At 34.0% G+C, this 25,183-nt stretch carries 25 protein-coding genes, 1 rRNA gene and 1 pseudogene; 10 read left to right on the top strand and 17 right to left on the bottom strand.

Annotation, left to right across the window (positions count from 1 at the left end; translation table 11 throughout):
* Positions 1–50: 50 nt before the first annotated feature.
* Entirely contained in the window at positions 51–1,766 is a 1,716-nt protein-coding gene (locus H7K77_RS15075) for a methyl-accepting chemotaxis protein (protein ID WP_186578813.1), read from the bottom strand.
* A 540-nt stretch (positions 1,767–2,306) separates the two neighbouring features.
* Between H7K77_RS15075 and H7K77_RS15070 the strand changes: the two genes are divergently transcribed.
* A complete protein-coding gene (locus H7K77_RS15070; RefSeq protein ID WP_186578811.1) occupies positions 2,307–2,789 on the top strand; it encodes a hypothetical protein in 483 nt (160 codons plus the stop codon).
* Here H7K77_RS15070 and H7K77_RS15065 read toward each other — a convergent pair.
* A complete protein-coding gene (locus H7K77_RS15065; RefSeq protein ID WP_186578809.1) occupies positions 2,786–3,007 on the bottom strand; it encodes a cupin domain-containing protein in 222 nt (73 codons plus the stop codon). The two genes, H7K77_RS15070 and H7K77_RS15065, sit on opposite strands and share 4 nt — an antisense overlap.
* A gap of 154 nt (positions 3,008–3,161) precedes the next feature.
* On the opposite strand from H7K77_RS15065, the gene H7K77_RS15060 reads away from it, so the two are divergent.
* The 3 genes from H7K77_RS15060 (at position 3,162) to H7K77_RS15050 (ending at position 5,921) form a co-directional block, all read left to right on the top strand.
* Positions 3,162–4,280 carry a site-2 protease family protein gene (locus H7K77_RS15060; protein ID WP_186578808.1) on the top strand — a complete coding sequence of 373 codons (1,119 nt, stop codon included), beginning with the start codon at positions 3,162–3,164 and terminating at the stop codon, positions 4,278–4,280.
* Between the two features lie 163 nt (positions 4,281–4,443).
* Positions 4,444–5,166 carry an ABC transporter ATP-binding protein gene (locus tag H7K77_RS15055; RefSeq protein ID WP_186578806.1) on the top strand — a complete coding sequence of 241 codons (723 nt, stop codon included), beginning with the start codon at positions 4,444–4,446 and terminating at the stop codon, positions 5,164–5,166.
* On the top strand, positions 5,163–5,921 hold the full coding sequence (locus tag H7K77_RS15050) for an ABC transporter permease (RefSeq protein ID WP_186578804.1): 759 nt from the start codon (positions 5,163–5,165) through the stop codon (positions 5,919–5,921). The genes H7K77_RS15055 and H7K77_RS15050 overlap by 4 nt, the downstream gene beginning before the upstream one ends.
* 68 nt (positions 5,922–5,989) lie before the next feature.
* Here H7K77_RS15050 and yfkAB read toward each other — a convergent pair whose 3' ends face one another.
* Entirely contained in the window at positions 5,990–7,108 is a 1,119-nt protein-coding gene (gene yfkAB, locus H7K77_RS15045; protein WP_186578802.1) for a radical SAM/CxCxxxxC motif protein YfkAB, read from the bottom strand.
* A gap of 434 nt (positions 7,109–7,542) precedes the next feature.
* On the opposite strand from yfkAB, the gene H7K77_RS15040 reads away from it, so the two are divergent.
* On the top strand, positions 7,543–9,240 hold the full coding sequence (locus H7K77_RS15040) for a DUF2207 domain-containing protein (RefSeq protein WP_186578800.1): 1,698 nt from the start codon (positions 7,543–7,545) through the stop codon (positions 9,238–9,240).
* 75 nt (positions 9,241–9,315) lie between these two features.
* Here H7K77_RS15040 and H7K77_RS15035 read toward each other — a convergent pair whose 3' ends face one another.
* The 3 genes from H7K77_RS15035 to H7K77_RS15025 all read right to left on the bottom strand — a co-directional run bounded on the left by H7K77_RS15035 (position 9,316) and on the right by H7K77_RS15025 (position 12,451).
* Positions 9,316–10,056 carry a YkgJ family cysteine cluster protein gene (locus H7K77_RS15035; protein WP_186578798.1) on the bottom strand — a complete coding sequence of 247 codons (741 nt, stop codon included), beginning with the start codon at positions 10,054–10,056 and terminating at the stop codon, positions 9,316–9,318.
* Positions 10,057–10,248: 192 nt separating this feature from the next.
* Positions 10,249–11,268, bottom strand: a complete 1,020-nt coding sequence (locus H7K77_RS15030) for an NADH:flavin oxidoreductase/NADH oxidase (RefSeq protein WP_186578796.1) — start codon at positions 11,266–11,268, stop codon at positions 10,249–10,251.
* Between the two features lie 337 nt (positions 11,269–11,605).
* A complete protein-coding gene (locus H7K77_RS15025) occupies positions 11,606–12,451 on the bottom strand; it encodes a phosphatidate cytidylyltransferase (protein ID WP_407926440.1) in 846 nt (281 codons plus the stop codon).
* 165 nt (positions 12,452–12,616) lie between these two features.
* On the opposite strand from H7K77_RS15025, the gene H7K77_RS15020 reads away from it, so the two are divergent.
* The gene (locus tag H7K77_RS15020) at positions 12,617–13,171 is read left to right on the top strand and encodes a hypothetical protein (RefSeq protein ID WP_186578792.1); all 555 of its coding nucleotides are present in this window, start codon (positions 12,617–12,619) and stop codon (positions 13,169–13,171) included.
* Between the two features lie 71 nt (positions 13,172–13,242).
* Here H7K77_RS15020 and H7K77_RS15015 read toward each other — a convergent pair whose 3' ends face one another.
* The 4 genes and pseudogenes from H7K77_RS15015 to H7K77_RS15000 form a co-directional block, all read right to left on the bottom strand.
* Positions 13,243–13,911, bottom strand: coding sequence for a reverse transcriptase-like protein (locus tag H7K77_RS15015; protein ID WP_186578790.1), 669 nt, complete (start codon positions 13,909–13,911; stop codon positions 13,243–13,245).
* 50 nt (positions 13,912–13,961) lie between these two features.
* A pseudogene (locus H7K77_RS15010) lies at positions 13,962–14,587 on the bottom strand (YetF domain-containing protein).
* A 214-nt stretch (positions 14,588–14,801) separates the two neighbouring features.
* Positions 14,802–15,992 (bottom strand): MFS transporter, encoded by a 1,191-nt coding sequence (locus H7K77_RS15005; RefSeq protein WP_186578788.1) that lies wholly within the window; start codon positions 15,990–15,992, stop codon positions 14,802–14,804.
* A gap of 172 nt (positions 15,993–16,164) precedes the next feature.
* On the bottom strand, positions 16,165–16,743 hold the full coding sequence (locus tag H7K77_RS15000) for a histidine phosphatase family protein (protein ID WP_186578786.1): 579 nt from the start codon (positions 16,741–16,743) through the stop codon (positions 16,165–16,167).
* 165 nt (positions 16,744–16,908) lie between these two features.
* Here H7K77_RS15000 and spoIIP point away from each other — a divergent pair, with 165 nt between their 5' ends.
* Positions 16,909–18,036, top strand: coding sequence for a stage II sporulation protein P (spoIIP, locus tag H7K77_RS14995; RefSeq protein ID WP_186578784.1), 1,128 nt, complete (start codon positions 16,909–16,911; stop codon positions 18,034–18,036).
* A gap of 58 nt (positions 18,037–18,094) precedes the next feature.
* Here spoIIP and sspO read toward each other — a convergent pair whose 3' ends face one another.
* Positions 18,095–18,253, bottom strand: a complete 159-nt coding sequence (gene sspO, locus H7K77_RS14990; protein WP_186578783.1) for a small acid-soluble spore protein O — start codon at positions 18,251–18,253, stop codon at positions 18,095–18,097.
* Between the two features lie 203 nt (positions 18,254–18,456).
* On the opposite strand from sspO, the gene H7K77_RS14985 reads away from it, so the two are divergent.
* Entirely contained in the window at positions 18,457–19,116 is a 660-nt protein-coding gene (locus tag H7K77_RS14985; RefSeq protein ID WP_186578781.1) for a DUF421 domain-containing protein, read from the top strand.
* 166 nt (positions 19,117–19,282) lie between these two features.
* Here the strand turns inward: H7K77_RS14985 and H7K77_RS14980 are convergent, their stop codons facing one another.
* The 4 genes from H7K77_RS14980 to H7K77_RS14965 form a co-directional block, all read right to left on the bottom strand.
* On the bottom strand, positions 19,283–19,768 hold the full coding sequence (locus tag H7K77_RS14980; RefSeq protein ID WP_186578779.1) for a DUF1189 family protein: 486 nt from the start codon (positions 19,766–19,768) through the stop codon (positions 19,283–19,285).
* Positions 19,769–19,960: 192 nt separating this feature from the next.
* On the bottom strand, positions 19,961–20,386 hold the full coding sequence (locus tag H7K77_RS14975) for an OsmC family protein (protein WP_186578778.1): 426 nt from the start codon (positions 20,384–20,386) through the stop codon (positions 19,961–19,963).
* A 118-nt stretch (positions 20,387–20,504) separates the two neighbouring features.
* A complete protein-coding gene (locus H7K77_RS14970) occupies positions 20,505–21,200 on the bottom strand; it encodes an OmpA family protein (RefSeq protein ID WP_186578776.1) in 696 nt (231 codons plus the stop codon).
* Complete coding sequence (locus H7K77_RS14965) at positions 21,193–23,016, bottom strand: MotA/TolQ/ExbB proton channel family protein (RefSeq protein ID WP_186578774.1); 1,824 nt, start codon at positions 23,014–23,016, stop codon at positions 21,193–21,195. Before H7K77_RS14965 ends, H7K77_RS14970 begins: the two co-directional genes overlap by 8 nt.
* 247 nt (positions 23,017–23,263) lie before the next feature.
* Between H7K77_RS14965 and H7K77_RS14960 the strand changes: the two genes are divergently transcribed.
* Positions 23,264–23,749, top strand: a complete 486-nt coding sequence (locus tag H7K77_RS14960; protein ID WP_186578772.1) for a divergent PAP2 family protein — start codon at positions 23,264–23,266, stop codon at positions 23,747–23,749.
* Positions 23,750–23,911: 162 nt separating this feature from the next.
* Here H7K77_RS14960 and H7K77_RS14955 read toward each other — a convergent pair whose 3' ends face one another.
* Positions 23,912–24,367: a CBS domain-containing protein gene (locus H7K77_RS14955; RefSeq protein ID WP_186578770.1), complete on the bottom strand. Its 456-nt coding sequence runs from the start codon at positions 24,365–24,367 to the stop codon at positions 23,912–23,914.
* Between the two features lie 318 nt (positions 24,368–24,685).
* On the opposite strand from H7K77_RS14955, the gene H7K77_RS14950 reads away from it, so the two are divergent.
* A complete protein-coding gene (locus H7K77_RS14950; RefSeq protein WP_186578768.1) occupies positions 24,686–24,907 on the top strand; it encodes a hypothetical protein in 222 nt (73 codons plus the stop codon).
* A gap of 190 nt (positions 24,908–25,097) precedes the next feature.
* Here the strand turns inward: H7K77_RS14950 and rrf are convergent.
* Positions 25,098–25,183, bottom strand: a 5S ribosomal RNA gene (gene rrf, locus H7K77_RS21890); the annotation flags it as partial.

Below are 25,183 nucleotides of genomic sequence, written 5' to 3'. Positions count from 1 at the left end.
AAAAAATCCTCAATAAAGGGCCTCTCCTGTTCTGAAGAGGCCCTAAAGAATTACAAATTAAACTGTCTTACAATACTATTTAACTGTTCAGCCAGTTTAGTCAATTCATCTGAATTAGTCGCAATTTCATCCATTGAACTGCTTGCTTGCTGGGCTGAGGCGGAAGTTTGCTCGACACCTGCAGCAGACGCTTCGGATAAAGATGCAATTTCCTCAATAGAATCACTCATAGATTCCGTATTTGTTGACATGATGGCTAGATTATCTGTAACTGTTTGAATTTTAATTACCATATCTTTTACTGCATTGTTAATATTAGCAAACGTTGTACCTGTAGTTTCCATTTGTAAGGTGCCTTTTTCTACTTCTTTATAGCCACCTTGTAGCGATTCTGCTACATCGGTCGATTCACCTTGAATACTATTAACGATTCCGGTTATATCTTTTACAGAATTCGCCACTTGTTCTGCAAGTTTTCTTACTTCATCAGCTACAACAGCAAAGCCTTTACCATGTTCACCAGCACGAGCAGCTTCTATCGCAGCATTTAAAGCTAACAGATTAGTTTGTTCAGCAATGTCTTTAATTACCGAAACTAACTGAGAGATTTTCTGAGATTGAACATCTAAGCCTTTTACCTTTTCAACGGCTTCCTGTACTATTTGGTCGATTGTTGCCATCTGTTTGACAGAATCTTGCATTAGCTGAGTGCCTTCTGTAGTCATCTGAAGAACAAGGTTAGAAGAATTATAAATGTACTCACCGTTCTGGTTTGATTCATGCATTTTAGAGGAGAATGCTTCCATGGCGTTGGATAGCTCTCCTGCACTATTCGCTTGTGTTTCAGAGCCTGACGCAAGACTTTCCATCGTAACTGCAATTTGTGAGGATCCCGCCTTCACTTCAGTTGATGATTGCGTTAATTCTTCACTTTGTCTCATCAGTGTTCTAGAAATCGCTGATACTTGTTGTATAACATTTTTTAAGTTATTTGACATCAAGTTCATTGCCGATGCCATACGGCCAATCTCATCGTTTCCTTCATAGCTAATTTGATCCACATTTAAATCTCCATTGGCAATTCCACTACTCATGATAACTACCTTATTTAGATTCTGAGAAAGTTTTCTACTTACTAAAAAGACAAGTAATCCACCTATTGCAATGGATAGCAACATTGACCCTATTAATACAAAGAAACTTAATTGTTGAATGCTTTGAACTTCATTAGAAACTTGATTTCTTTCCTTACTCAGTGTATCTCGTAATGATATTAACAGGCTAACTGTTTCACCCCGAAGATCATTCGCTTTCAAAGACAAACTACTTGCCATAGCCCTATTACCGCTTTGCATATAAGGAACTATTTCTTTCAAAAACAAATCATTCATTTGCTTGTCATTAGCTATGATTTGGTCAACCATTTGTAATTGTTCATTATCTACTTTCTTTTTAAGGTTTTCTGCTAATAAATTAAAATCCTCTTGATAGCTTTCATACTCCGCTAACACCGCTTCATCAGGGGATTGCACATAGGTAACAATTCGAACTCCTTTGGAATCAATGATTGAACTCATCTCTGTTGCACTAATGGCCCGATCACTTGTACTGTCTTGAGTCTCAATACCTTCTTTTACTTGAAGATTTAATGTAGTAATAATAGCAGTTGAAATACCAAATAAAAGAAAAACAATGACTAAAATTGCCCCATATTTCCAACCTATCGTTAAATCATTAAATCTTTTTAATCTAATCTTCCTAAGCATGTGACATCCCCCTTGGAGTTTCTTCATGTAGCGAGATTTAACAATTAGTACACACATAATGTTGGAGATTATGCTCTAATTTGACCTTTAATAGTTTGTTAGTTTTTCTTACAAACTAACAGATAATAAAAAAAGCTATCCACTTTTGAAAGGAATAGCTAACTACATCGTCAGAAGTCAGTTCTCATTGTTTTAGAAACCAAATAAGAGAGTTATATACACTTTAAACGAAAGACCTAATTCCAACGTATCACTTATATTTTCAAATAATACCAAAAAGCTTAATATGTGCGTCTTTTGTACTAATATGTCTAAATATATCGTAATTATCAGTAAACTTCAACACTTTTTTTACATATTTATCATTTGTTTAACCTTGTTTTTCTTGTTGTTATTAGAGAAACAAGATAGCATTTGGCAGTCTATCGCCCACTCTGTTCTAGGATATCTCCTTATATTTTATAATAGGCTCGTCCGTAAGATTGCATATTGAACATTTAAACGTATTCTAATAATAAAAAGAAAAAGGAGGGATAAATTGTGATGACTATTACCAACATAGATCCTTCTAATTTAGCAACCATCTCAGCCATTGTTGCAGCACTCGTAACTGTAGTAGGAAATGCCTTAAAAATACCAATGAATTATAGATCCCTTTTGGCGATTGGCTTTGGGTTAATATTAGTCTTTATACCACAAGATATTGTAAACAAAATACTAACTGCACTTATAATTGGGTTAACTGCAAGTGGGGTTTATAGTCAGGTTAAGCCGTCCAAATTTCTAAATAATCCATCTAAGATAAAAACGTCCAGTACTACTTCCACTTCTAAACAAAACCTAGATAATACAAACGGGAATGACAGTAGTCCAACAAACCCGAATCGGTCGACTATTTCCACAACAAAATCAGATAGACTTAATTCTAAGCAATCTAATTCTTCAACGAACACAGACTCCTTCATTGCAAATACTAGTAACCAAAAAGATGATAATTCTGAATACCAAGTTAAACACTTCTAACCTATATAAAACCCAACTTTTCTTTTCCCCACCACTATATGTGGTGGATACATAAAAGTTAACGTGAATAAATTCGACAAAAACTGAGTTAATTCGGGTGGTGACAGGCACCTTAATTTCGCTAATTTCACGTGAGCATCATTTACTTGACCCACTATTTTCAGACTCCAATAATCTTTAAACAATGAAAATTTATCTTTCACATTTACCTTATTCATATAGAATCCTCCTCCATATTAAAACTTTCTATACTAGAATAATAATAGACCAAATAAATAGCGACATCTTAAATGCAAAGCTTTATTGGACTAAATCTATCAGGAGGAATAAAATGGTAGATAAGGTTAGAACGAACTCATTTGGAGGTTTAGCATGTCAACTAATAAGATTAAACCTAGGTCAAGAAGTATTCTAGGATGGCCTACAGCAATCATCCTACTTGTATTATCAAAATTAAAATGGTTTTTAGCATTGTTTAAACTAGGCAAACTTGCTACGCTAGCATCCATGTTGGTTTCACTTTGGGGGTATGCTCTCTTTTACGGTTGGAAGTTTGCCATTGCCATTATCTATCTACTTTTCATTCATGAACTCGGACATCTTGTTGCTGCAAAAGTTAAAAAAATACCAACTAGTCCAGCGATTTTCATACCGTTTATGGGGGCTGCAATTGGTATTGATCCAAAGAAAATCCCTAATGCAAGAACAGAGTTTTTTATTGCATACGGAGGACCACTTGCAGGATTGATTTCCATAATTCCAGCTGTATTACTTTATTTTATCACAGGAAATCCTTATTGGGCCCTTATCATTCATTTAGGAGCTTTTCTAAATTTATTTAATTTATTCCCTATCTCTCCACTTGATGGCGGTCGGATAGTAAGTGTTTTGTCCACTAAAATTTGGTTATTAGGATTAATTATTCTCATTCCAATAATGTTTATCTCACCAGATCCGATTCTATTCCTTCTCTTTATTTTTGGAATATTCAGTTGGTTGAACCAAAGAAAGGAAGCTATAAAAGTAGATATATTGAAAAGTCAACACACTCTTTTGACAAAAGTGAATGAGGAATTAATTCTTGTAACAAAACATACTTCAGAAACTTCCTTTAACTACGACGGACTTAAGCGTTTGTTAAATCAATTAATAGACCAGAAATATAAAATAAACCAGCTAATGATTAACCGAACAAAAAAGAGCAGGAAAGTAAAAAAACAATTAATCGCGGAGGAAAAGTTACTAACTAATCGAATTCTGGAACTTACAAGTGCACTATCTGAAAATAGTTCATTTAATTTAAGGAATATCTTAGATAGAAATAACAAAGATCTTCAAGAAGTGAATAAGGAAATTGATCAAATCAGATCCTATTATCAATCATCCACTAGGACGAAGTTAGCTGCATTATTTCTATACCTAGGCCTAGCAGTTGGTCTAGCCTTGCTACTCGTATACGGAAATAACATTTTGGAAGGACGTTTACAATAGGATTTTCTCATATGTAGTTGAAGGAGACATAGTCTATAAATACTTCATAACAAGTATCTTTTTGATTTCTACCTTTCCAATGCGTGCTAAAACTCACTTCATTTCGCCAGAATACAACTCTGGAATTAATTAAAAAAAAGGCTTATGTTAAAGGGGAAAATTAATGACAAGACAAGCAATTAGTTTAAAAGATATCAGTTATTCCGATAAAGGAGTAGCTATTTTAAAAAATATATCTGGCTCATTTCCTGAGGGATATATAACAACACTTGTTGGGCCATCTGGAGCAGGAAAAACAACGTTATTTCGCTTATGTAACGGATTACGCTCTCCAAATTCAGGACAGATTTATATCAATGATAAGACGATTAATGAATATAACCCAGTTGAGTTACGGCGAAAAGTGGGGATTGCACTTCAAAGTGCCGCAATGATAAATGGTACTATTTTGCAAAACTTAAGCCTTCCATTTGATCTACAAGGCAAGCAATTTTCTAAGGAATTTGCATTAGAACTCTTACAAGATGTTGGACTCACATCAGATTTCTTACATCGAGATGTAAAGGATCTTTCAGGTGGACAAAGGCAAAAACTATCGATAGCTAGAACACTAGTCAATCGACCAGATATTTTACTATTGGATGAGATTACCTCTTCTTTGGATCGAGTCTCTCAGCAAGATATTGAAGAGTTAATCGTAAAAATCAATAAAAAGTACAAAACGACAATTATTTGGATTACACATAATTTAGAACAAGCAAGAACATTAGGCAATTATACTTGGGTGATGATGAACGGTCAACTTGTGGAAGCCGGACCCCCTTCCCTCCTCGATGATCCAATCGATGAAAAGGTAAGACTTTTTGTAAAGGGGCATGAGCAGTGAACTACTTAACCTTATCGCTAGCACTAATATTTGTTATCATCCCTCTACTACTATCAAAAACGCTTAAATTAGGATTAGAAAAAGATACCACTATCGCAGCAGTTCGTTCTATTATCCAGTTACTAGCAGTTGGATACCTTCTCCATTTTGTTTTTGAGACAGAAAATATTGTTTTTATCTTCTTAATGGTTTTATTAATGATTGGAGCTGCAACTCAAAATGCCAGAAGGAAAGGTAAAGCAATAAAAGGTATCACATGGAAACTCTTTCTTACCTTTCTCTTTATTGAAATACTAACTCAAAGTATCTTACTGGGGCTATCCATTATCCCATCAACTGCTCAATACATAATTCCAATCAGCGGAATGATTATTGGGAATTCCATGGTATTGTCCATTCTATTTTTAAACCGCTTCATATCAGAAGTTAAAGACCATGTAGAACAAACGGAATTGATTTTATCTCTTGGTGGTACCCCCAAACAGGCTATTCATACTCAATTAGTACAATCCATAAAGTCCAGTACCATTCCAACTATCGAAAGTCAAAAAACAATTGGGCTTGTCCAATTGCCAGGGATGATGAGTGGCCAAATTATTGCAGGAGCAGATCCTGTGCAGGCTGTGCAATTTCAATTACTTATTTTATTTATACTTTTAACAACTGCCGTAATTACAAGTATAATGCTTGGGTACTTATCTTACCCTTCCCTATTTAACAATCGTATGCAATTACTCAAATTAGAAGAAAAATGAAAGAATGCTCTCAAAAAATTGTTGAGAGCATTCTTTTTAAACCTAACCCTTACCTTCTTCTATAAAAATTACATGCTAATCTTAGCAGTTCGCTCATGGAAATCAACACGCTCATAATACGTATTTTTCACTAAGATATTTGGTCCTAAGCACTTTACTGCTGGACAATGACAGTTCAGTTCGTTTGCTATTTTTGTTTTGTTCCATTTTTGATACGCATCCTGCAATGTAGAGGATTGTATATTACCAAGTGGTGGAACGTCACCAAAGTCAGTAACTGTCACTTCCCCAGTAAAAATATTTACATTTAAACGTGAACGTCCATCCGGATCATTTCTTACTGTTACATTTTTGCTATTATGTAATCGTTCCAGTAGAGCAAGGTCTTCCTTTGACGAATTACAAGCATAAAACGGCAGCGTACCAAAAAGCATCCACAATTTCTCGTCACGATAATCTAGTAACCTACTAACTGCTTCTCTCATTTCATCTAACGCTAATGTTTCTAATTGACTTGCAAAATCAACCGGATACATAGGATGAATTTCATGACGTCCACACCCCATTTGGATAATATGATCATGAATTTGCTCTAAATATGGAAGGGTCCTTTTATTTAACATTGTTTCTGCTGAGACCAGAACCCCTTCAGACGATAACCGCTGGGCATTTTCGACCATTTGTTCAAAATATTTTTCCCTATTTTCTTTTGTTGGCTTTCGTTCCATACGTGCAAATCCTGTTTCTACAAATTCATTGATTGTGCCCCAATTGTGAGATATATGCAAGACATCAAGAAACGGAATAATTTCCTTATAACGGCTAAATGGAAGAGTTAAATTTGAATTAATTTGAGTTTTTATACCTCTATCATGCGCATATCTTAAAAGTGGTAAAATATGATTTCGGATGGACTTTTTAGACATCATTGGCTCTCCACCTGTAATACTAATCGTTCGCAAATGTTTAACTTCATCTAATCTTCTTAGAATTAAGTCCACAGGTAAAGCATTTGGATCTAACATTTGCAGATCATATCCAACTGCACAATGTGCACACCGCATATTACAAAGATAGGTAGTTGTAAACTCTACGCTCGATAACACCATCTTTCCCTTTTCCTCTACGTCTCGATAAGCTTCCCATGAATCATTTGTCACGTTTTGCCTATTATAGAAATAATTCATTAGTTACTAATTCTCCTTTTTTTTAAAGTAAATAAAAGCAATCAATAAAGTTATCCTAACACAATTTAACGTGCTAACTTATAAATCTATAAAATAAACTATGAAACCTAATTCATAATTTCAACTATATTTCGAAATATTTTAACGAACAAGGAAGCAATTAAATTACCACAATAAAATACCTCATCGAATTTCTCTTCACCTTTTCGTTTAGGTTTCCTTATTCTCTGTAATATAGCTAAGTACGTACAGCCACTCAGACTAATATTCTAGTTGTTTTTTCATACAAAATTGCTTATATTTTAGTTTCAAATACAACTAGTTAAAATTCTAGATAGTCTCTTTCCACCTTTATAAAACACATTACTATACTTATAATTATTTGAAACCTATTTTTATAGTTCCACGTATTAAAGAAGAAAGGAGATCTACCGATGAAAAAAGTAATTTCACTTACTATCTTAATCATTATTTCTTTATACTTTTTCCCTTCCCAATTATTAGCGGTTGATTTTAGCATTTCTGAAACAAGAATAGATGCCCATTTACAAGCCAATGGTGACGTACAAGTAACAGAGCATCATACATACCAATTTAATGGGGAGTTTAACGGGATAACACGTACACTTAGACCTAAAGATCACTCATCCATCTCCAATGTGGATGCTTATGATCAAAATAAATCATTAAAAGTAGAAAAAAAGGACCATTTGTACAAGATTTATCGAAGCGGAGCGGATGATAGTTTAACAGTAAAACTAACTTATACGATAAATAATGGAGTCCAGCTCTATCGTGATTTGGGACAATTTTACTGGCCCTTTTTCGATGATAGCAACGAATCCACCTATGAACACATGAATATTTATATTTATCCACCTTCTCCTACAGATAATGTAATCGGCATCGGATATGATGAAGCGGAAGGTACATTTAGAGCTAACAAAGATGGCGTTGCCCACTTTGCAATGGGAAAAGTCAATGATGGACAGAATGGAGACATTCGAGTTGCTTACGACGCGAAGCTATTTCCTACAGCTTCATTGTTTGCAGACAAGAACATATATGATGACATAATCCATGACAAGAGTGTGTTAGAGGAGAAAATTGCTAAGTTCCAAAATAAGCAGGATTTCTTTAACCTAATCGCACCCTATCTGATTATCGTATTGACGATATTTTTAGGTTCCATCATTGTACTTGCTTTCCTCAAGAAAAGAAGAGTGGCTTGGGAAGTTTCACGTAGTTCTGCATTTCACTCTGTATTACCTAAGGATGAAATGAGCTTGCCCGCAACTGTTGTCTATATGGGTAGTATGAGTAATCGCTCTGAAGTATTAAGTGCATCGTTGCTTAATCTCGTACAAAAAGGATTGGTCAGACAGAAAAGTGAAAATGAAATGGAGGTCACGGGTCGCGAAACTGATATCCATCATGAAAAAATATTAATAGATTGGATTTTTTATAAGATAGGCAAAAACGGTCTATTCCACGTCGACGATATAAACAACTATACAAAGAACAAGGTAAACCATTCTACCTACCAAAATGATTATCATAGATGGTTACAGGCTGTGAAAGAAGAAATTAACGAACATGATTTGACGGAAAAGAATACATTCATGCGATGGACAGCAGCTCTTGCTAGTTTCCTAACTTTCCCCTTTATTATCTTTTTTATAGTGTTTGATTTGTTTACATGGATGTTTCTAACTCTATTATTATTTTTCGGATTAGTTACTTTTGCAATCTGTTACAGGCCAAGAACAGAGAAAGGGCTCCGAATAAAGCAACAATGGCTAGCTTGGAAGGATCAGTTTAATCAGTTAGAGGAAAAAGAATGGAAGAGATGGAACCAACATGATCAAATGAAAGCATTCATTTATGGTTTAGGAACGAACGACAAAACAATAAAATTAAAGAACGAAGCGTTTTCTAAGACTTTACCTGATTATAACAATGGTTTTTATACATCTGCTCACAGTCTAATTGCCTTGATGGTGATAGCCGATTATCTACCAGATAGATTTAACCAAGCAAATCAAACGGTTTATGCCTCCTCCTCTTCAGGATCTACTGTTGGCGGTGGCGGTGGAGTCGGTGGTGGCGGAGGTGGCTCTGGCGCATTCTAGAATATATAACTTTAACAAGACTATAATAACAAAAATAAGAAACAGTCATGAATCTAATTCGTGACTGTTTCTTATTCACTTTTCAATGATTACTAGTTCTTTCAGCCAATTTGCCAAGTAATCTTCCTCATAAACATCGTTTGGATACTCAATAAATGAGGTATCACCTTCCTCATATAAAAACTGAAGGAATTCATTTAGTGCCCCCATATATTCACTATACAAAAACTCATAACTAATTGTTTCTTTTGGCATTACTTCCTCTTCGCAAATTTTGGGATTTGTATAATTTACATATGTGCGACATGGAATAGGACGGAGTTCATAGGCCATACATTGATTTGTTTCCGTATTTAACATCGGACATGGAATATTGCTCTTCTTATATTTATACTTAAAATCAGGATCGTTTTCAAAATCTAATCTAGTAATCTGTTCAATTTCATCACTATATTTATCGTAGTAGTTAGCTAAATGTTGTTTTATGCCCTCTTCTCTAGATTTAGGGAAATGAGAAATAGCTTCTTTGATTAATTTTGCTTCCATACCGTTTATAATGATGGGAAAATAACAGCAGAACGCACACCCTAACCTACAAGTCGGAGACATTTCAACTGCCTGTTCCATACTTTCCACTTCATTGCTGACAACTTGCAATAACTCCTTGTATGTCGCAAGCAACTTACTGTCAGTAGAAACATCACGATCAGACCAGTTCTCAACTATCCTATAAAATTTATCTTCTTCTATTTCATAGATATCATTTAACTTCTCACATTTACTAACTATCTCTTCATAGGTTAAAAAGGTATTCATTAAAAGCTCCCCTTAAACAATCTATCAGTATATCTATTGTCGCCTATCTTAAAATCCTTTGTAAAGAGAAAATAATAACCAAATATCTAAAAACCAACACTCCAAACGTGAAACATCTCGTGAAACAAGAAAATTCGGGTGGTGACAGGCACCAACAAAAAACCACCCAAATGATTGGGTGGGGTGGGTTTATTAAAATCCTGCCTTGTATTGTTTTGGTATATCCGTTTGTTTGTTTAGTTTTGATGCAGCTTCGAGTGTCCAATAAGGGTTACGTAGCATGCCCCTTCCAATTGCTACTAAATCGGCCTCACCATTTCCAATAACCGCGTTAGCAAGAGTTGGTTCATCTAAACGTCCTACAGCAATAACCGGGACATCCACTGCTCTTTTAATCTCTCTTGCAAGAGGTACTTGATACCCAGCATGTGTTCCAGGTCTTCCCGCAGCGGCAATTTCTCCTTCTCCTCCAGCGCTAATATGAAATATATCGACTCCCGCTTCTTTATACGCTTTAGCCAATTCAATACTTTCCTTAATTCCATAGCCACCCTCAACATATTCCTGAGCAGAAATTCGCATGATTAAAGGCATATCTGCAGGCATCTCACTTTTCGCTGCTTGAATAACTTCTACACCAAATTTCGTTAGCGCGCTATATTCGTCTGTTCTTTTGTTCGTTAGCTCAGATTGAAATTGATGAATTAAATAACCATGAGCACCATGTAACTCTACTGTATCAACCCCCGCTTTTACAGCACGACGAACTGCTAATCGAAATTTCTCAACCATCCCTTTCACTTCATCTGTTGTTAAAGCTCTTGGTGTTTTATAGGCTTCACTAAATCTTATTTCAGAAGGAGCGACTGGTACATTAGCGTCCTCTGCTTTCCTGCCAGCATGAGCAATCTGGATCCCAATTTTAGAACCGTGAAAATGTACTGCATCAATTATACGTTGAAAAGTAGGTATTTGATCATCAGACCATAATCCCAAATCATAATCTGTTATTCGGCCTTCTGGTTCAACATCGGTCATTTCAATGATAATTAATCCAGTCCCACCTACTGCACGACTAACATAGTGGTTGTAGTGCCAGTCATTTGGAATTCCATCTTTTTCTGTCACAGAGTATTGACACATTGGTGGCATAACCACTCGATTTTTTAAAGCTAAGCTTTTTAATTGATACGTGCTAAACAAATGGTCCATTTTAAGTACTCCTTACCTAAACTGTTTTTAATTACCATCTTCAATTATCAAAACAAATACTGCTTGTTCTACAACCATCCATGCATGAACATGACTACTAAATTACTGTAAATTCCCTTGAAATGCAAAGAATTTGACTGTAAATACTAGCTATTCATTCAGCGTATTCTCTTACTCCCTTTATTTGAAATAAATATACTTAGGAGTAACTTTTGCCTATCCATTACTCGTCCTTTTTCATTCCTTGTCTAAAAATAAAGAAGGGAGAAACCGTTATTAAGTTTGCTCCCTTTCCCATTGTAATACTAAGCTAAGGTATGCTGTTACTTTATGTATTTTACATAAAATCAAAATAGTACCGAATAATGTGAAAAAATATTGGCGAAGTATAGGCTAAACTATCAACTCTAGTTAGGTAACTTTCCTTCAAATTTTGAAACTTCTCACTATCTCCGATTAACAGATCTCGCTTCAAGACTGATATCGTTAAACTACCAGCAAAACCTGCTACACTTATGATTACACCAGATAGAATCCCGAACTTTAAATCAAATGGGGTTAGATATGGATATAGAAAATAGGAGACTGCTGTTGTTAACAGAAACGCTCCAATAAAGCCTTCCCACGTAATATTTGGATTGGCAGATGGAACCACCTTTTTTCTCCCGAGATACAAGGATACTAAATAGTGCAAGACATCATTTACTTGTGTTAGGACAATTAAAAATAATACTAGTTTTGCTCCATATTCGGGGGTTGCAAATTGATAATAGGCCAAATGACTTAAACCAAACACCATTAACATTAATCCCCACTGAGTCATACTTACTGACCTTAAGAAGCCTAATGTCCCTTTGCCAATAATACGTGGTAATGGTAAGAATAAAAAGACATAAACTGGTATAAACACAATAAACATCCCATACCACCCAATATAAATCCAATAAAATTGAACAGGAATCATCAAATAACTCCACAGAAATAATCGACGATCAGACTTTCTCGATTTCATCATCGAAAAATATTCTTTTAAAGAAAAAAAGCATAAAATCATTAAAGATAGTAAAGATACAATAGGGTTAAACAACGTCGCAAAGCAGAAGACGACGAACATTCCCCACCATGTCTTAACTCGAAACCAAATTCCAGAGAAATCCTTCTTTGGTTCTTGCTTTTTCATCATGTAAAACACAATTGTTACAGATAACAAGCCTAAAAAGATAATAAATAAAGTCCAAATTGTTTCGATCAAAAATATACCCCCTTTTGTTAGAAACTGCATTAATTTTACAAAAAATACTATATAATGAAAAGAGAATAATAAATTATTTACAATGAGGGAATTACGATGAGTGCAAATCAGTCTGTTTTTATTATGCTTTCCGATACGGGATCACTATTTACTAACCTTATTAAGAAATATACGAAAGCACCTTATAACCATGCCTCGATTTCTTTTGATCCAGAATTAAAGGAGATGTATAGTTTTGGCAGAAAACATCCTAAAAATCCATTATACGGTGGTTTTGTAAAAGAAGATATCTTAACGGGTACATATAGCCGCTTTAAAGAAACGACTTGTGTTATTTATAAATTAACCGTTTCGGATCGTGATAAACATAAAATGAAACGCCTCCTAGATGTTTTTATAAAAAAAAGTAATAAATATTTGTATAATTATTTAGGAGTACTAGGCGTATCAATAAAAGAGCCAATTGAATTTAGTAATTCTTATTTCTGCTCGCAATTTGTTGCAGAGATTTTAAGCAGATCTGGAATTAAATTATGGGATAAACTTCCTGCAATGGTAACACCGGATGATTTTAGAAACAATGACAGGATGGAACTTATTTATGAAGGTAAACTTTTTGAGTTTGAACCTATAAAAAAACAACTGCCCTAACCTAGGTCTCATGAGTTAAATAAATACACATTAGAACAAATAACTTATATGGTTATTTGTTCTAATGTGCTTCATTCATCCTCTGACTTCATTTCCACCGCACTTGTAATCTCAATTCCTTTTAATGCTTGGGATGCTAAATGATCGGCTTCTCTATTTCGTTTTCTGGAGACTTGTTCAAACTGTCCCTTTATCCCAAGTTTTTCTAAATGCGATTCAATCCGATCAATCCATTTATTTAATTCCTCTTCGTATACTGGCCACTCCCCCTCCAATTGGTTCACAACCACCTGGGAATCTCCAATAAAACTAACTTGCATATGGTGCACACCTAGCAATTCTAATTCTTGAATAGCCAATTGCAGAGCTGCGTATTCTGCTTCGTTATTGGTATCGAGTTGATCAACTTTAGCGTTTTTTCTAAGTCGCCATGATCTACCATTCTGCTCATAATAAATGGCACAGCCTAACCCTGAATGTTTAGTTTCTAAATCAAATCCACCATCAAAAAATACAATAACATTGTGTGGCTCTGTTTGGATTCCCTCTAGATATTTTTTTAGCTCTTTCTTATTCCAACTATTTTCTAAGTTATCAACAAACAATAATTCCTTTACTCGACCTGTTTTTTCCATATCTTCAGCTAGAAGTAGAGCTTTATTCGCTTTCATCTCATCCGAATTAAATTCAGATTCTAATCCTTTTGGTGTTTTATATACGACTTGAATTCTAACGTTCATAATGACCACCTTTACATAATAAAACTGCTTACATCAATTTTATGGGCAGTTTATTGAATATCCTTTTTATTATCTATATACAGCGTCCCATCCTGTTGCACTTCTGCATAAAATACATTTGCAATAGAATCAACCTTTGCCATTTTTAATTGTTGTTCGAGCCACTCCATACCTATTTTCAACTTCTTCAAATTGTTCGTAATAACTATTCCATCGCTAATAACTTGCGTTGCAATAGGAAATGCCCTTATTGATTCATTATTAATATTCATATCACTCTTCGTTACTGTTTGTTTCCTCTCTTTTTTCATTACCGATAATTTACCATTTGTTTCAAAAAAAGCAAAGTCTACCTCAGCAATGGAAAAACACTCTTTTGTCTTAGCATCGCGTTAAGGGAATCAATATCTAACCTACTTTTACGTAAGGCGTTCTCCACTATATTCCCTTCCTTTATCACCACCACTGGATCACCTGTCGTTATTTTTCTTAATTTCTTCGACTTTATATCAACAAAATCCATAAAAAGCGTAAATATTGTCCAGCCAATGAGAGCAATGAATCCATTTCTAATACTAACGTTTTGATTAATAACTAGGTTAGCAGTCACAGAGCCTATCGCAATTGCAGATACGAAGTTAAAAAATGTTATCTGACTAATTTCCTTTCTTCCCATAATCCTTGCAAGAATAAATAAAGTAACAAAAGCAATAGTTATCCTAATCAACAGCTCAGGAATATTCACATCACTAACTCCTTTTTTATTTACATCTATTTCTAATAATGGGTCTATTTATTCTTATTATATTAATATTTTAAAATAGTTTTAATGAGGCGATTATTCGAACCTAACAGATCAATTAAAGCTTTTCTATTATGTAGTTCAGAATTCATTCCTTTTTCTCCTCATAGCGTTTAAAATTAACCATGGATATAATGCCGAAAACTGGACCGATTGCTAAGAATGAAAATACCCATTTCCAACCAATTAACGTTTGAAGTATAGGAATTAATTGAATCGATATAATCGTGATAAGAAATCCAATGCACATTTGAAACGTTAGTGCGGTTCCTACCCACTCAACGTCTGAAAAGTCTGATACTGCTGCTGAAAATTGAGCTGAATCTGCAATAATAAATACACCCCAAATTATTGCAATTATTAAGGTAATAAAAAAACTCTGTCCATAAGTTAAACCAATTACTAACGAACAAATACTACTTCCAACCATAGAGAAGATAGTTAGTCGTGACCTACCTATTTTATCGGAGATCACACCACCAATAACACACCCAATTGCACCTGCAAGACCAATCACACTAAAAGCGGATAATGGAATCACCCATGAATTAAGATTTGAAGTAGACTCTTGATAACTAGCTGTCAAAAATACTGGGAGCCATGTCCACATTGCGTATAATTCCCACATGTGACCAAAATAGCCATAGTTTGCGAGCATAACTGGTTTATTAGCGATAACCTTTTTAATTAGTTTAAAAGAAAAAGATGTCTTGTTTACTGCTTGAGGAGCATCTGTTAGAACCCATTGGACTATACATGCTGCCACCAAGGCTAGTAAGGAACTAATTAATATAACTAACTTCCAATTCACCACTGAAAACAATAAAATCATATGAGGTAATGATGATCCCAAAGTTAGAGAGGCGATAAGAATTCCAATTGCAACCCCACGTTTTTTAGGAAACCACTGCGATAAGATTTTTACAGCAACAGGATAGACACCTGCTAGAGTTATACCAGTTAACATTCTTAACATAATTCCCCATATTGCAATATCTGCAAGGATAAGTAATCCATTAACAATAGCCCCTATCGTAGCAGAAATAGCAAATACTTTTCTAGGATTAAAGCGATCTGCAATACCAAAGTATGAACTAATTAAAGCCCCCACAGCAAAGCCAATTGGAACAGATGCTGACAACAATGACTCCAGACTCGTACTAAGCTCCCAAATGGTTTTTAATTCAGGCGCGATAACAGAAGCGCTGAACCATAAGCTCAGTGCTAATAATTCTGCTAAGCTGATCCATACTAACGAACGCCACGATCCACTATTCATTTTTTAAACCATCCTCTTCTGTTCGATAAATTAGTGTACTAAATTTTATTTACTACATTAAAAAATTAGGTGTAAGTTATAATGTTAGTACAGACTTATTTTATTTATAACACGGTGCTACACCAACCTACGTTTTGATAAACACTGTTTTATGAGATAGTAGTGATCTCTACTATTTATCATAATAGCAATAAGTACTACATCCCCAATGTCTTGAATCTGGTCGCTTTTTTCCTAACCAACCCTTTTTTCGTAACTTTCTAGCTATTAAACTATTAAAGAACCCATGCCCTACAAGAGTAACAGATGTATAGATTTTTGCGTGCCTTTGTAAGACATCACAAGCCTCATCTGCTCTTTTTTTAGCTTCTTTGTATGATTCACATTTATTAGAAACGCCAAATATCCACAATATCCTTAAAACTAAGGCCCAAATCTTGGGACTCAATGCGATAGTAAATAGTTTAGTTGTTATTTTAGGAAGTTCGGCTTCTCTAAACAATGAGAGAGAAATGATACTCTTTTCTGGATTATGAATTAGTATACGAGCAGATTCTTTAGCCCTTTTTAAATCACTCGTCAAAACAAGTCTCGAATGCTTAACGGTTTCTAATGTTTTCTTTGGATATGAATCTTCCATCAAGATGCCAGATTCATCATAGTTTTCATTCCAGTTGACTAATTCAGAAAGTAAAATTGCCTTCCCCGTTTTATGTTTTGATCTTCCGTGCCTAATTAAAGATATCTCCATCTCTCCATACCTCCGACAGTAATGATACATACTCTACTTAAAAGAACTTAATTCAGTACTACATTTATCAGACACACCAGTTCACAAAACTAGTTATTCTATTAACTAGTTATTCAACATAGTATTTATTAAGTGCCAAATGAAAAAGAAAGGTTCGTTTTATTCATGTATAATTTTAAAAAGTTACTACTTGTACCTATCTTTTCTACTATAATAACAATATTATTCGTGTCATTTATGTCGTTACCAGCTTTTCAATCTAAATATTTTTATTCTCCCATTATAAACAATTTAACTGCATCAGAAACAACGACAAATTATATTGTTTCTTTGATGGAAAAAGAAATACCATTGTTTAAGGAGAGCTTTCAGGACAATCCTAAAGAATCGAGTGGTATTCAAAAAATTATGAGTATGTTTAATTATGTTGATACAAACAACCGTTTTACGTTACTTATTAACGGTGAGATACCATCATTGGATTTTTATGCTGATAATACGTTTGGAGTGAATAATAATCAAGAGAACACCCCTATCGAATCACCTCCACCAGATTTTAAGGAACTCCTAGATAAGGAACCTTCAAATACTGACGAGGATGAAAATGAAAATGGAAATAAAGAAAATAGTACAAAGAATAAACAAGCGGATGTTTTTATCTATCATAGTCATAGCTGGGAAGCCTTTTTACCTTTAATGGAATCTGGAACAAAACCTAGCGATGCATCAAGTATAAATAATAAGGAAAATGTTGTTTATGCTGGGGAATTGTTATCCTCAAAACTTGAAAGTTTAGGGGTTAGTACAATTCATGATACAACAAATGTTACGAAAGAATTGCATGAAAGAGGCTGGAACTATTATAATTCCTATCAATTTTCCCGCGAAACGATTGAGGAGACTGTTGCAGCAAATAAACGATTACAATATTTTATTGATATTCATCGTGATGCTGCAAGACATGACGTTACTACGGTCACAATTGATGGAAAAAAGTATGCTAAATTATTTTTTATTGTCGGGAAAGAAAATAAGAATTTTGAGGCAAATCACGCTTTTGCAAAAAAACTAAATAAAGAGCTTGAGTCAAAATATCCTGGAATAAGTCGCGGTATTTTCATAAAGGATAAGAGTCAAGGAAATGGGGTTTATAATCAAGATATCTCAGAAAATTCTATGTTAATAGAACTTGGAGGTGTCGATAATACAAAAGAAGAACTTAAAAATACTTCTGACGTACTAGCGAAAGTATTAAGTGATTACATTATACAAGCAGAAAAAGTAAACAACTAATAAAGTAAATTCGAAAAAGGGAAATCTCCTTTCCCTTTTTCGAATTTTTAATTTGTTTTTAATGGCGCTTTTTCGTTTTTTTGTTGTTATGTTTTTCATTAGCAGTTAACGGTTCATTGGCAAATTCATGATCAAACTTTCGAGAAAGCTTCCCTCTTACTGCTTGCTCATCACTAAATTCACCATTTAACTTACTGTTTTTAACCTTTTTACCCATGAATAGCACCTCCACAACCCTTAGCTTGCCTAAATCAACAATCAAATATTCGTCCTTTAAAGGTGCCTGTCACCACCCGAAAAATCTTGTTTCACAACGATTGTTTCACAACTGATTTTATATTTATTTAATCTAGGTATGTTTATTTTTTTTAAATTGGAGATACTAGTTTGATGTACCTATTTTAAATTGAGGTGTTTCATATGCTCCTATTTATTGGTAAAGTTATAACTTTATTTTTTATATATGTTGGGGCAATCCGCCTCTTAGGAAAAACAGCATTAGCACAACTGACTCCCCACGATTTTGGGGCGATATTTTTCTTAGCCTATTTACTATATGGATCAATAGAAGTGGACGGAATGCTCCAGGGATTAGTTGGAGTAATCACTGTAATTACCCTATACTTTTTTGTAGCAAAATTAAGCCTTTGGAATAGATTTAGCCGGTTTATCACTGGTGAACCAGTGTTTTTAATTAGAAATGGGAAAATAATAATAGATAACTTAAAAAGGACAAGCTTTTCACTAGTTGAATTAATGTCTGCTATTCGAGTCGCAGGTTACCGTGAGATCAATGATGTTGGTTATGCGCTTCTCGAACCAAACGGGGATATCAGTGTGCTTCCAAAGAAGGAACATATAGAACAAGAACGTCTACACTCCCATTCAGAAGGGATTGGTCTTCCTATAGCTGTCATTATTGACGGTGCAATCCAACCAAAATACTTAAAATCGATACACAAAGATGAAGAATGGCTTAAAGGACAATTAGAAGAAGAAGGCTATCAAGATTTAAGTAAGATTTTTTTGGCAACTGTATCTGATTATGATTTTGTTTTAAAGGTTTATTTAGATGAATAACACTGCGCATTACACGACTTGAAACTAACTGGATGTTAATAGAAAAAAGTACACAGAAAGATATCTTGTGTACTTTTTTGAGGTTTAAAATTAAATAGTTATTTTTCCGAATCCCACATCTTATACCTATATGTAAACAACCCATCTTTTGTTTAATTAAATTTAACTACTTTTTCACAGCTTTCGGATAGGTTAATATCATCTTATAAATAAGGAAATAGATCATTATAAATAAGATAAAATTTACCATGGGATGACTAAATCCGAATACCTGAAACAGAGCATAAATTAATAACGGTTGCGTCAAAGCAAATGCGGTCATTTTCCATAATTGTTGGTACTTTAATTTTCTTCCGAGCAAGTTTTTAATTAAGACAGTTGATACTGCTAGAATTGACGTAAAAGCCATAATCATAAACAGAATGGTAAAGGGATACAATATAATTACTTGAATAACATATAAGCTTTTCATATCGCTTTCCGTTAACTGATTCGCCTCACTGATAGATGTAATTATACTTGGAATAAATAAAATAAAGATCAACACAAACATGTAAGTAAGTGTATTCCGCATACTGACTCTATTTAAGCGAAATAATGCTTCTTTTCTCGGTAGGAGGATACAATTTTTAAATATCGTGAATAATTCCATCTTTCCCTCCAACATTACTTTAATGTACCTAAACAAAGGTAGATACTAAAATTTTTAATTCTATCCTATTATATATCATTATAAGTTAGAGAAACAACCTTCCTTCTCTGCGATATGTCCCATAACCATATGATATTAAAATAATAAGTAAAGCCTCTTTCCTAATAATTAGTAAGAGGCTACAATTAACATTTAAATATCTTGTTTACCTTTAACACCATTTAATGAATAACTAGCAGATATTTCTGCGTTCAGGGAATGGGACACAGAGCAATACTTATCTTTTGAAAGTTGAATAGCCCTAACGACTTTATCTTCAGGAAGATCACCTTCTAAAGCATAATGAATGGAGATGGTAGTAAATCGTTTAGGGTGATCATCAGCTCGACTCCCCTTAACGTCCATTTGAAAACTTTCTGGTTGTAATCGCATTTTAGTTAAAATCGAAATAATATCAATACCCGTACATCCTGCTACAGCATTTAGTAGAAGTTCTGTCGGTCTTGCTCCAGTATTTTCTCCCCCAACCTCAGGAGAAGCATCCATCTTTAATTCATGTCCGGATGGTGTTTGACCCGAAAAGGCCATCTTCTGATCCCATTTAACTGTCAATTCCATAGAAATCCAGCTCCTTTTAAGTTCTATCTTAAGTTATATTTTGCAAAAGTTCACTTGAAAATTCAACTTTAAGAAATATAAAGGTAAGTACCACACCTGTGATACTTACCCACCTACGTTAATTACCTTTTAGTAGCTCTCGTGTTTTATTTAAGATTTCCTCATCTTTTAAACGAAACTTAAACTCTACTCGACGAGATTCATCTGCACTATAATTTCCATTTACATCCGTTCTACTATCTGTATAAGACTTCCCATTTACAGTTAGTTTATCTTCTAAATGCTTTTGAATATTTTTATATGGAAATTTGTCCCCTAATATATACTCTGAAACACTATATGCTCTATCTTGAGAAAGTTTTAGATTATATAAATAGGTACCATCGCGATCGGTGTGACCTTCAATAATAATCTCAGATATATATTCTTCATATCCACTAGCTAACAAAACATCTAAATACTTAGGTACAAACTCATCAAGAAATTGATAGGAATTTTCCTTCAAGATGGCCTTATCATATTCAAATAAGATTTCTGTATTAAATAGGATTGCACCTGTCTTTTCATCTACTTCAATACCTAATGGAGAATCTTGAAATTCCTTATTTAAATCCTTTACTAAGTTAGCTCGAACGCCCATTATCTGATCTAGTGTTTTCTCCATTTCTTTAATCTGAAGAGACTTTATAACCATCATACAAATAAAGATTAAAACAAAACAGAGTAAGATTGAAGTTAATAAGTCCGTAAAAGATGGCCAAAAGTGACTTTCATCCTGCTCATTTCTGAATAGACGTTGATATTTATTAATCATTTGAACTCAACCTTACTCCATTGTTTCTTACCGAATCTTGATTAAAAGTATTTATATTTTGATTTAATTTTTGAATTTCCTGATTTAGTTCACTAAAAGTCTGCTGTGTATAACGACTGCTACTTTGTTGAATCTCTTCAGTAACCATACGTAGTTCTTTAAACTCTTTTTTAATTCCTTGGTTCGTTACCTCTACATAATCACCAATATTACGTGCTACTTTGTCCAACTTATCTCCAAGGGTACCTTCTAAATTATTAACATACTGCGATAATGTGTCTTTCACCATTCCTAGATTATGTTCAAGTTGGTTCTCTCTTTGGCTTAGTCCATTTGTTAATTGAGAGATGGTTGAATTAATTTCACTTATGAGCTGATTGTTCTTTCTTCCAACTTGCTCATACGTATTACTTGCCTCCATCAGGTGTTTTTCAAAAGCTATCGAATCAGAAGAGTGTGCTTTTAGATGATTATTAAATTCAATATTGAATTGCTTTAGCTCATCAAAACGATCTGACAACAAATGTTTGTATTCTGACTGAGTATGATTGATAGTCTCTAGTGCTTGAGGCAAATGCACAATTGAACTACCTAGCCTATCAAAGTCTTTTGATAGTTCACCTAGGTAAGTACTAATCCCTGTTAATTTCATGCTTAGATCATTACCAAAAATTTGTTTGAATTCTCTATTGTGTTCACCCATTGTTTTAACTAAATCATTACTTTTATTCACAACCCCTTTTATGGAGTCCTGTACGGAACGCTGACTCTCTAATAATGAAGAGGAAAAATCTTTCCAATCCTCAACAGATTCTTCAAAGTGTTGAAGTGTATCTTTTTGCATATTAGAGATATTCTTTATGCTCTCATGTGTTGCTTCAAACGTAGTTGCCATTCGTTCCTGTCTTCCATCCATTCGTTTAAAATAATGGAATAGTTCGTTGAAATTTTTATTTAACATAGAAGTAGCTTCATCAAATCTAGACGTAACCTCTTTCATACTGTTAAAAAGCACATTAAAATCCTCTAAATTACTAGATAAACCCTCATTAAACTTAGCAAGATCCTCTGCAGATTGCTGGAGACCTGTGGTATAGTCCTGAAAACCTTGGAAGGCATGGACCATCGTTTGAAGAGATTCTTGATTAGTATCCTTCAATTGGATAATGGATTGATTAATGGTCTCCGAAACATTAATTAATCGACTAAGTCCATTTTCTTCCTGCTCTTCCAAAATTGATTCTACTTTTAACATAATATCGGTAAGCAAATATTCTGAGTTAAAGGCTTTTATTATTACCGTTGTAATTAGAGAGAAACCCATCCCAACAATACTAGTGTAGAATGCGACATCGATACCTGACAGGACACTAGCAACATCTTGAACTAATTGATCTCCATTAGTACTAATACTTCCAAGAGACATCGTAAGACCTATAAATGTTCCTAATACACCAATTAAAATAAAAACAGAAACAGTTCCCTGAATCATTTTTATAAGACTTACTACTGGAACATTGAAAACACGCCAGCTTGAGAATTTATCTTGGACAAACGTTTCTACTTTTACAGACTCCTCTGCTTTCCTCTTGTCAAACTGTTCCTTAAATCCTCTTAACGGATCAATATCCATTCGGTTAGTATCTAACAAGTAGTTACGAATTTTTTTTAACTTATTATACAAAATAAAATGTGTGAAAAAAGTGACAATGAATGTAGCAAATAAAATCATAAAAATTATTTCTATACTTTGATTAGCTAAAATCGATTGTGCTCTAGCATCACTCACAAAAATCTGTAGAATTGATTCAATCACATATAATCCCCCTATATAGATTCCGAATTATTTAAGGATAAATTATCAACTATTTATATACATGCTATTCGAAGCATGGACAATTCATGTTTATAAAGATTTAAATGAAGACAACTTTTTAGTCAATCTCGGAGGTATGATATACCGCCTTCAATTATTTTTCTGACTACATTCTAACTTTACTTTTTTGTATCTTATTACGAATAAAAAGGAGACATGTTCCTCATCTTAATGAAGAGGTGAGTCTATGTTAAATCGTGCAATCACTACAGCTTTAGTTGGGATTGGTACTGCACAATTTTTAAAAGTACCTTTTCATTATTTAGAATCAGGAGAATGGGATTGGAAGAAAACGGTTGGAAGTGGAGACATGCCAAGCTCTCACTCCTCAGCTGTGACCTCTTTAACGACTTATGTCGCTCTGAAAAAAGGAATTCCCTCTATAGACTTTGGTGTTAGTGCCATCTTTGGTTTAATTGTTATGTACGATGCAATGGGAATAAGATGGCAGACTGGACAAATAGCAATGGCAGTCAATGATATGGACGAACAATTGGAGAAAATAGCAGATGATCATCCTGGTTTCTACCATAAGAAACGAGAAAAAGAATTGAAAGAAATGCTTGGACACATGCCAATTGAAGTTGCTGGTGGTGCTTTATTAGGAGTAGCGATTGGAGCTATTAGTTTTCTGTCTGAGAGAAAAAGTAGAGAAAAGAAAAAGAGTGATTAAGTTAAAAAAACCTTACTTGAATTGCCAAGTAAGGTTTTTAAGTGTTTTGTTTTACTACCTTTGCTCTTTGCTCTAGCAAATGATTCTGAATATGCTGGTGCAAAGGAGGATTTCTATTGATGATGAAATCGAATTTCCATAAATAGCTAGAATTCAGCTTTATTAAAGAATTCGATTAAAGGCATTACGAATAACATCACCACGACTAATGATTCCCACTAGCACTCCGTCACGATCAACCGGTAACTTTTTGATTTGCTTCTCACCTAGAATAGCTGCAATATTCTCAATTTGTTCTTGCCAGTCCACTTTAACTACCTTTTTCTTAGCTATATTTAAGACATTCAAATCAAGAATACTTTTGAGTCGTTGTTCAAATTCCTCTTCATCACCTTTAATTATACTTACAAAAAAGAAAGAACTAACCACAACATCTTTATGCTTTCCAATGTATCGCATGATGTCACCATCACTGATGTAGCCAACAATTTCGTTTCGATCATTTACGATTGGAAGACCACTTATACGATATTCTATAAATTTTTCAATCACCGAACGAACTGTTGCATTTTCTTTTACCTTATGGACCTGACTGATCATTATTTCATGAGCTTTCATGTAGCAGCCTCCTAAAGTAACGGAAGGGAATGAGATAAGTTTATAAATTTATCAACACTACCATTCGTTTATTCTTATTAAATAATACATCTATTTTATCACACAGTATTTTACATGTGTAATGTAGCAAGATAATTTTTAAAAAGTTATTTGTAGTACGCAAATATTCAAAATCTAATATTCTGATTTATTTATTATCATAGTCTGAATGTGCATTAATCGATAAATAATATAAAAATATTAAAATAAATAGGTTTAACCTTTACTTTTAAGGGGTAAATAATGTAAAGCGAGATCAATTAGCAAAGGAGATTACATATGCCATTCTACGAAAAACTACCTAGTAACTTACTTATTGACTTTTATAATGAGATTCGGAATAATATCGAACGTGGTATACTAACTGAACGTATGCACGATGAATTAGAACTTATTAAAAAGGTAGCAAAACGTAGAGGAATCCTACTATTTGATAGAAGTATTTCTAATAATATCCTTTCTGATAATAGAGATCCATCTAATGAACGGTGGTATGAATAGTAAATCTACCCCGATGTAAATCGTTAATACCGATGCTACTAGTTAAAATATATACTACCGGAAAATAATATAAATATAATTGAGTCGGAAAACAGCAAATTATGGCTGTTTTTTTTAATTTTATGTGAAATTACTGCCTAGTAAACAGATAAAAAACCTTCAAGGAATGAACCCTAGAAGGTTTTTTGTTGCCTAGCGGCGTCCTACTCTCGCAGGGGCAAAGCCCCAACTACCATGGGCGCTGAAGAGCTTAACTACTGTGTTCGGCATGGGAAC

Origin of the sequence: Aquibacillus kalidii (genome assembly GCF_014280935.1) — a bacterium.
GTDB lineage: Bacteria > Bacillota > Bacilli > Bacillales > Amphibacillaceae > Aquibacillus_D > Aquibacillus_D kalidii.
This window is presented reverse-complemented; position numbering and strand designations above follow the sequence as displayed.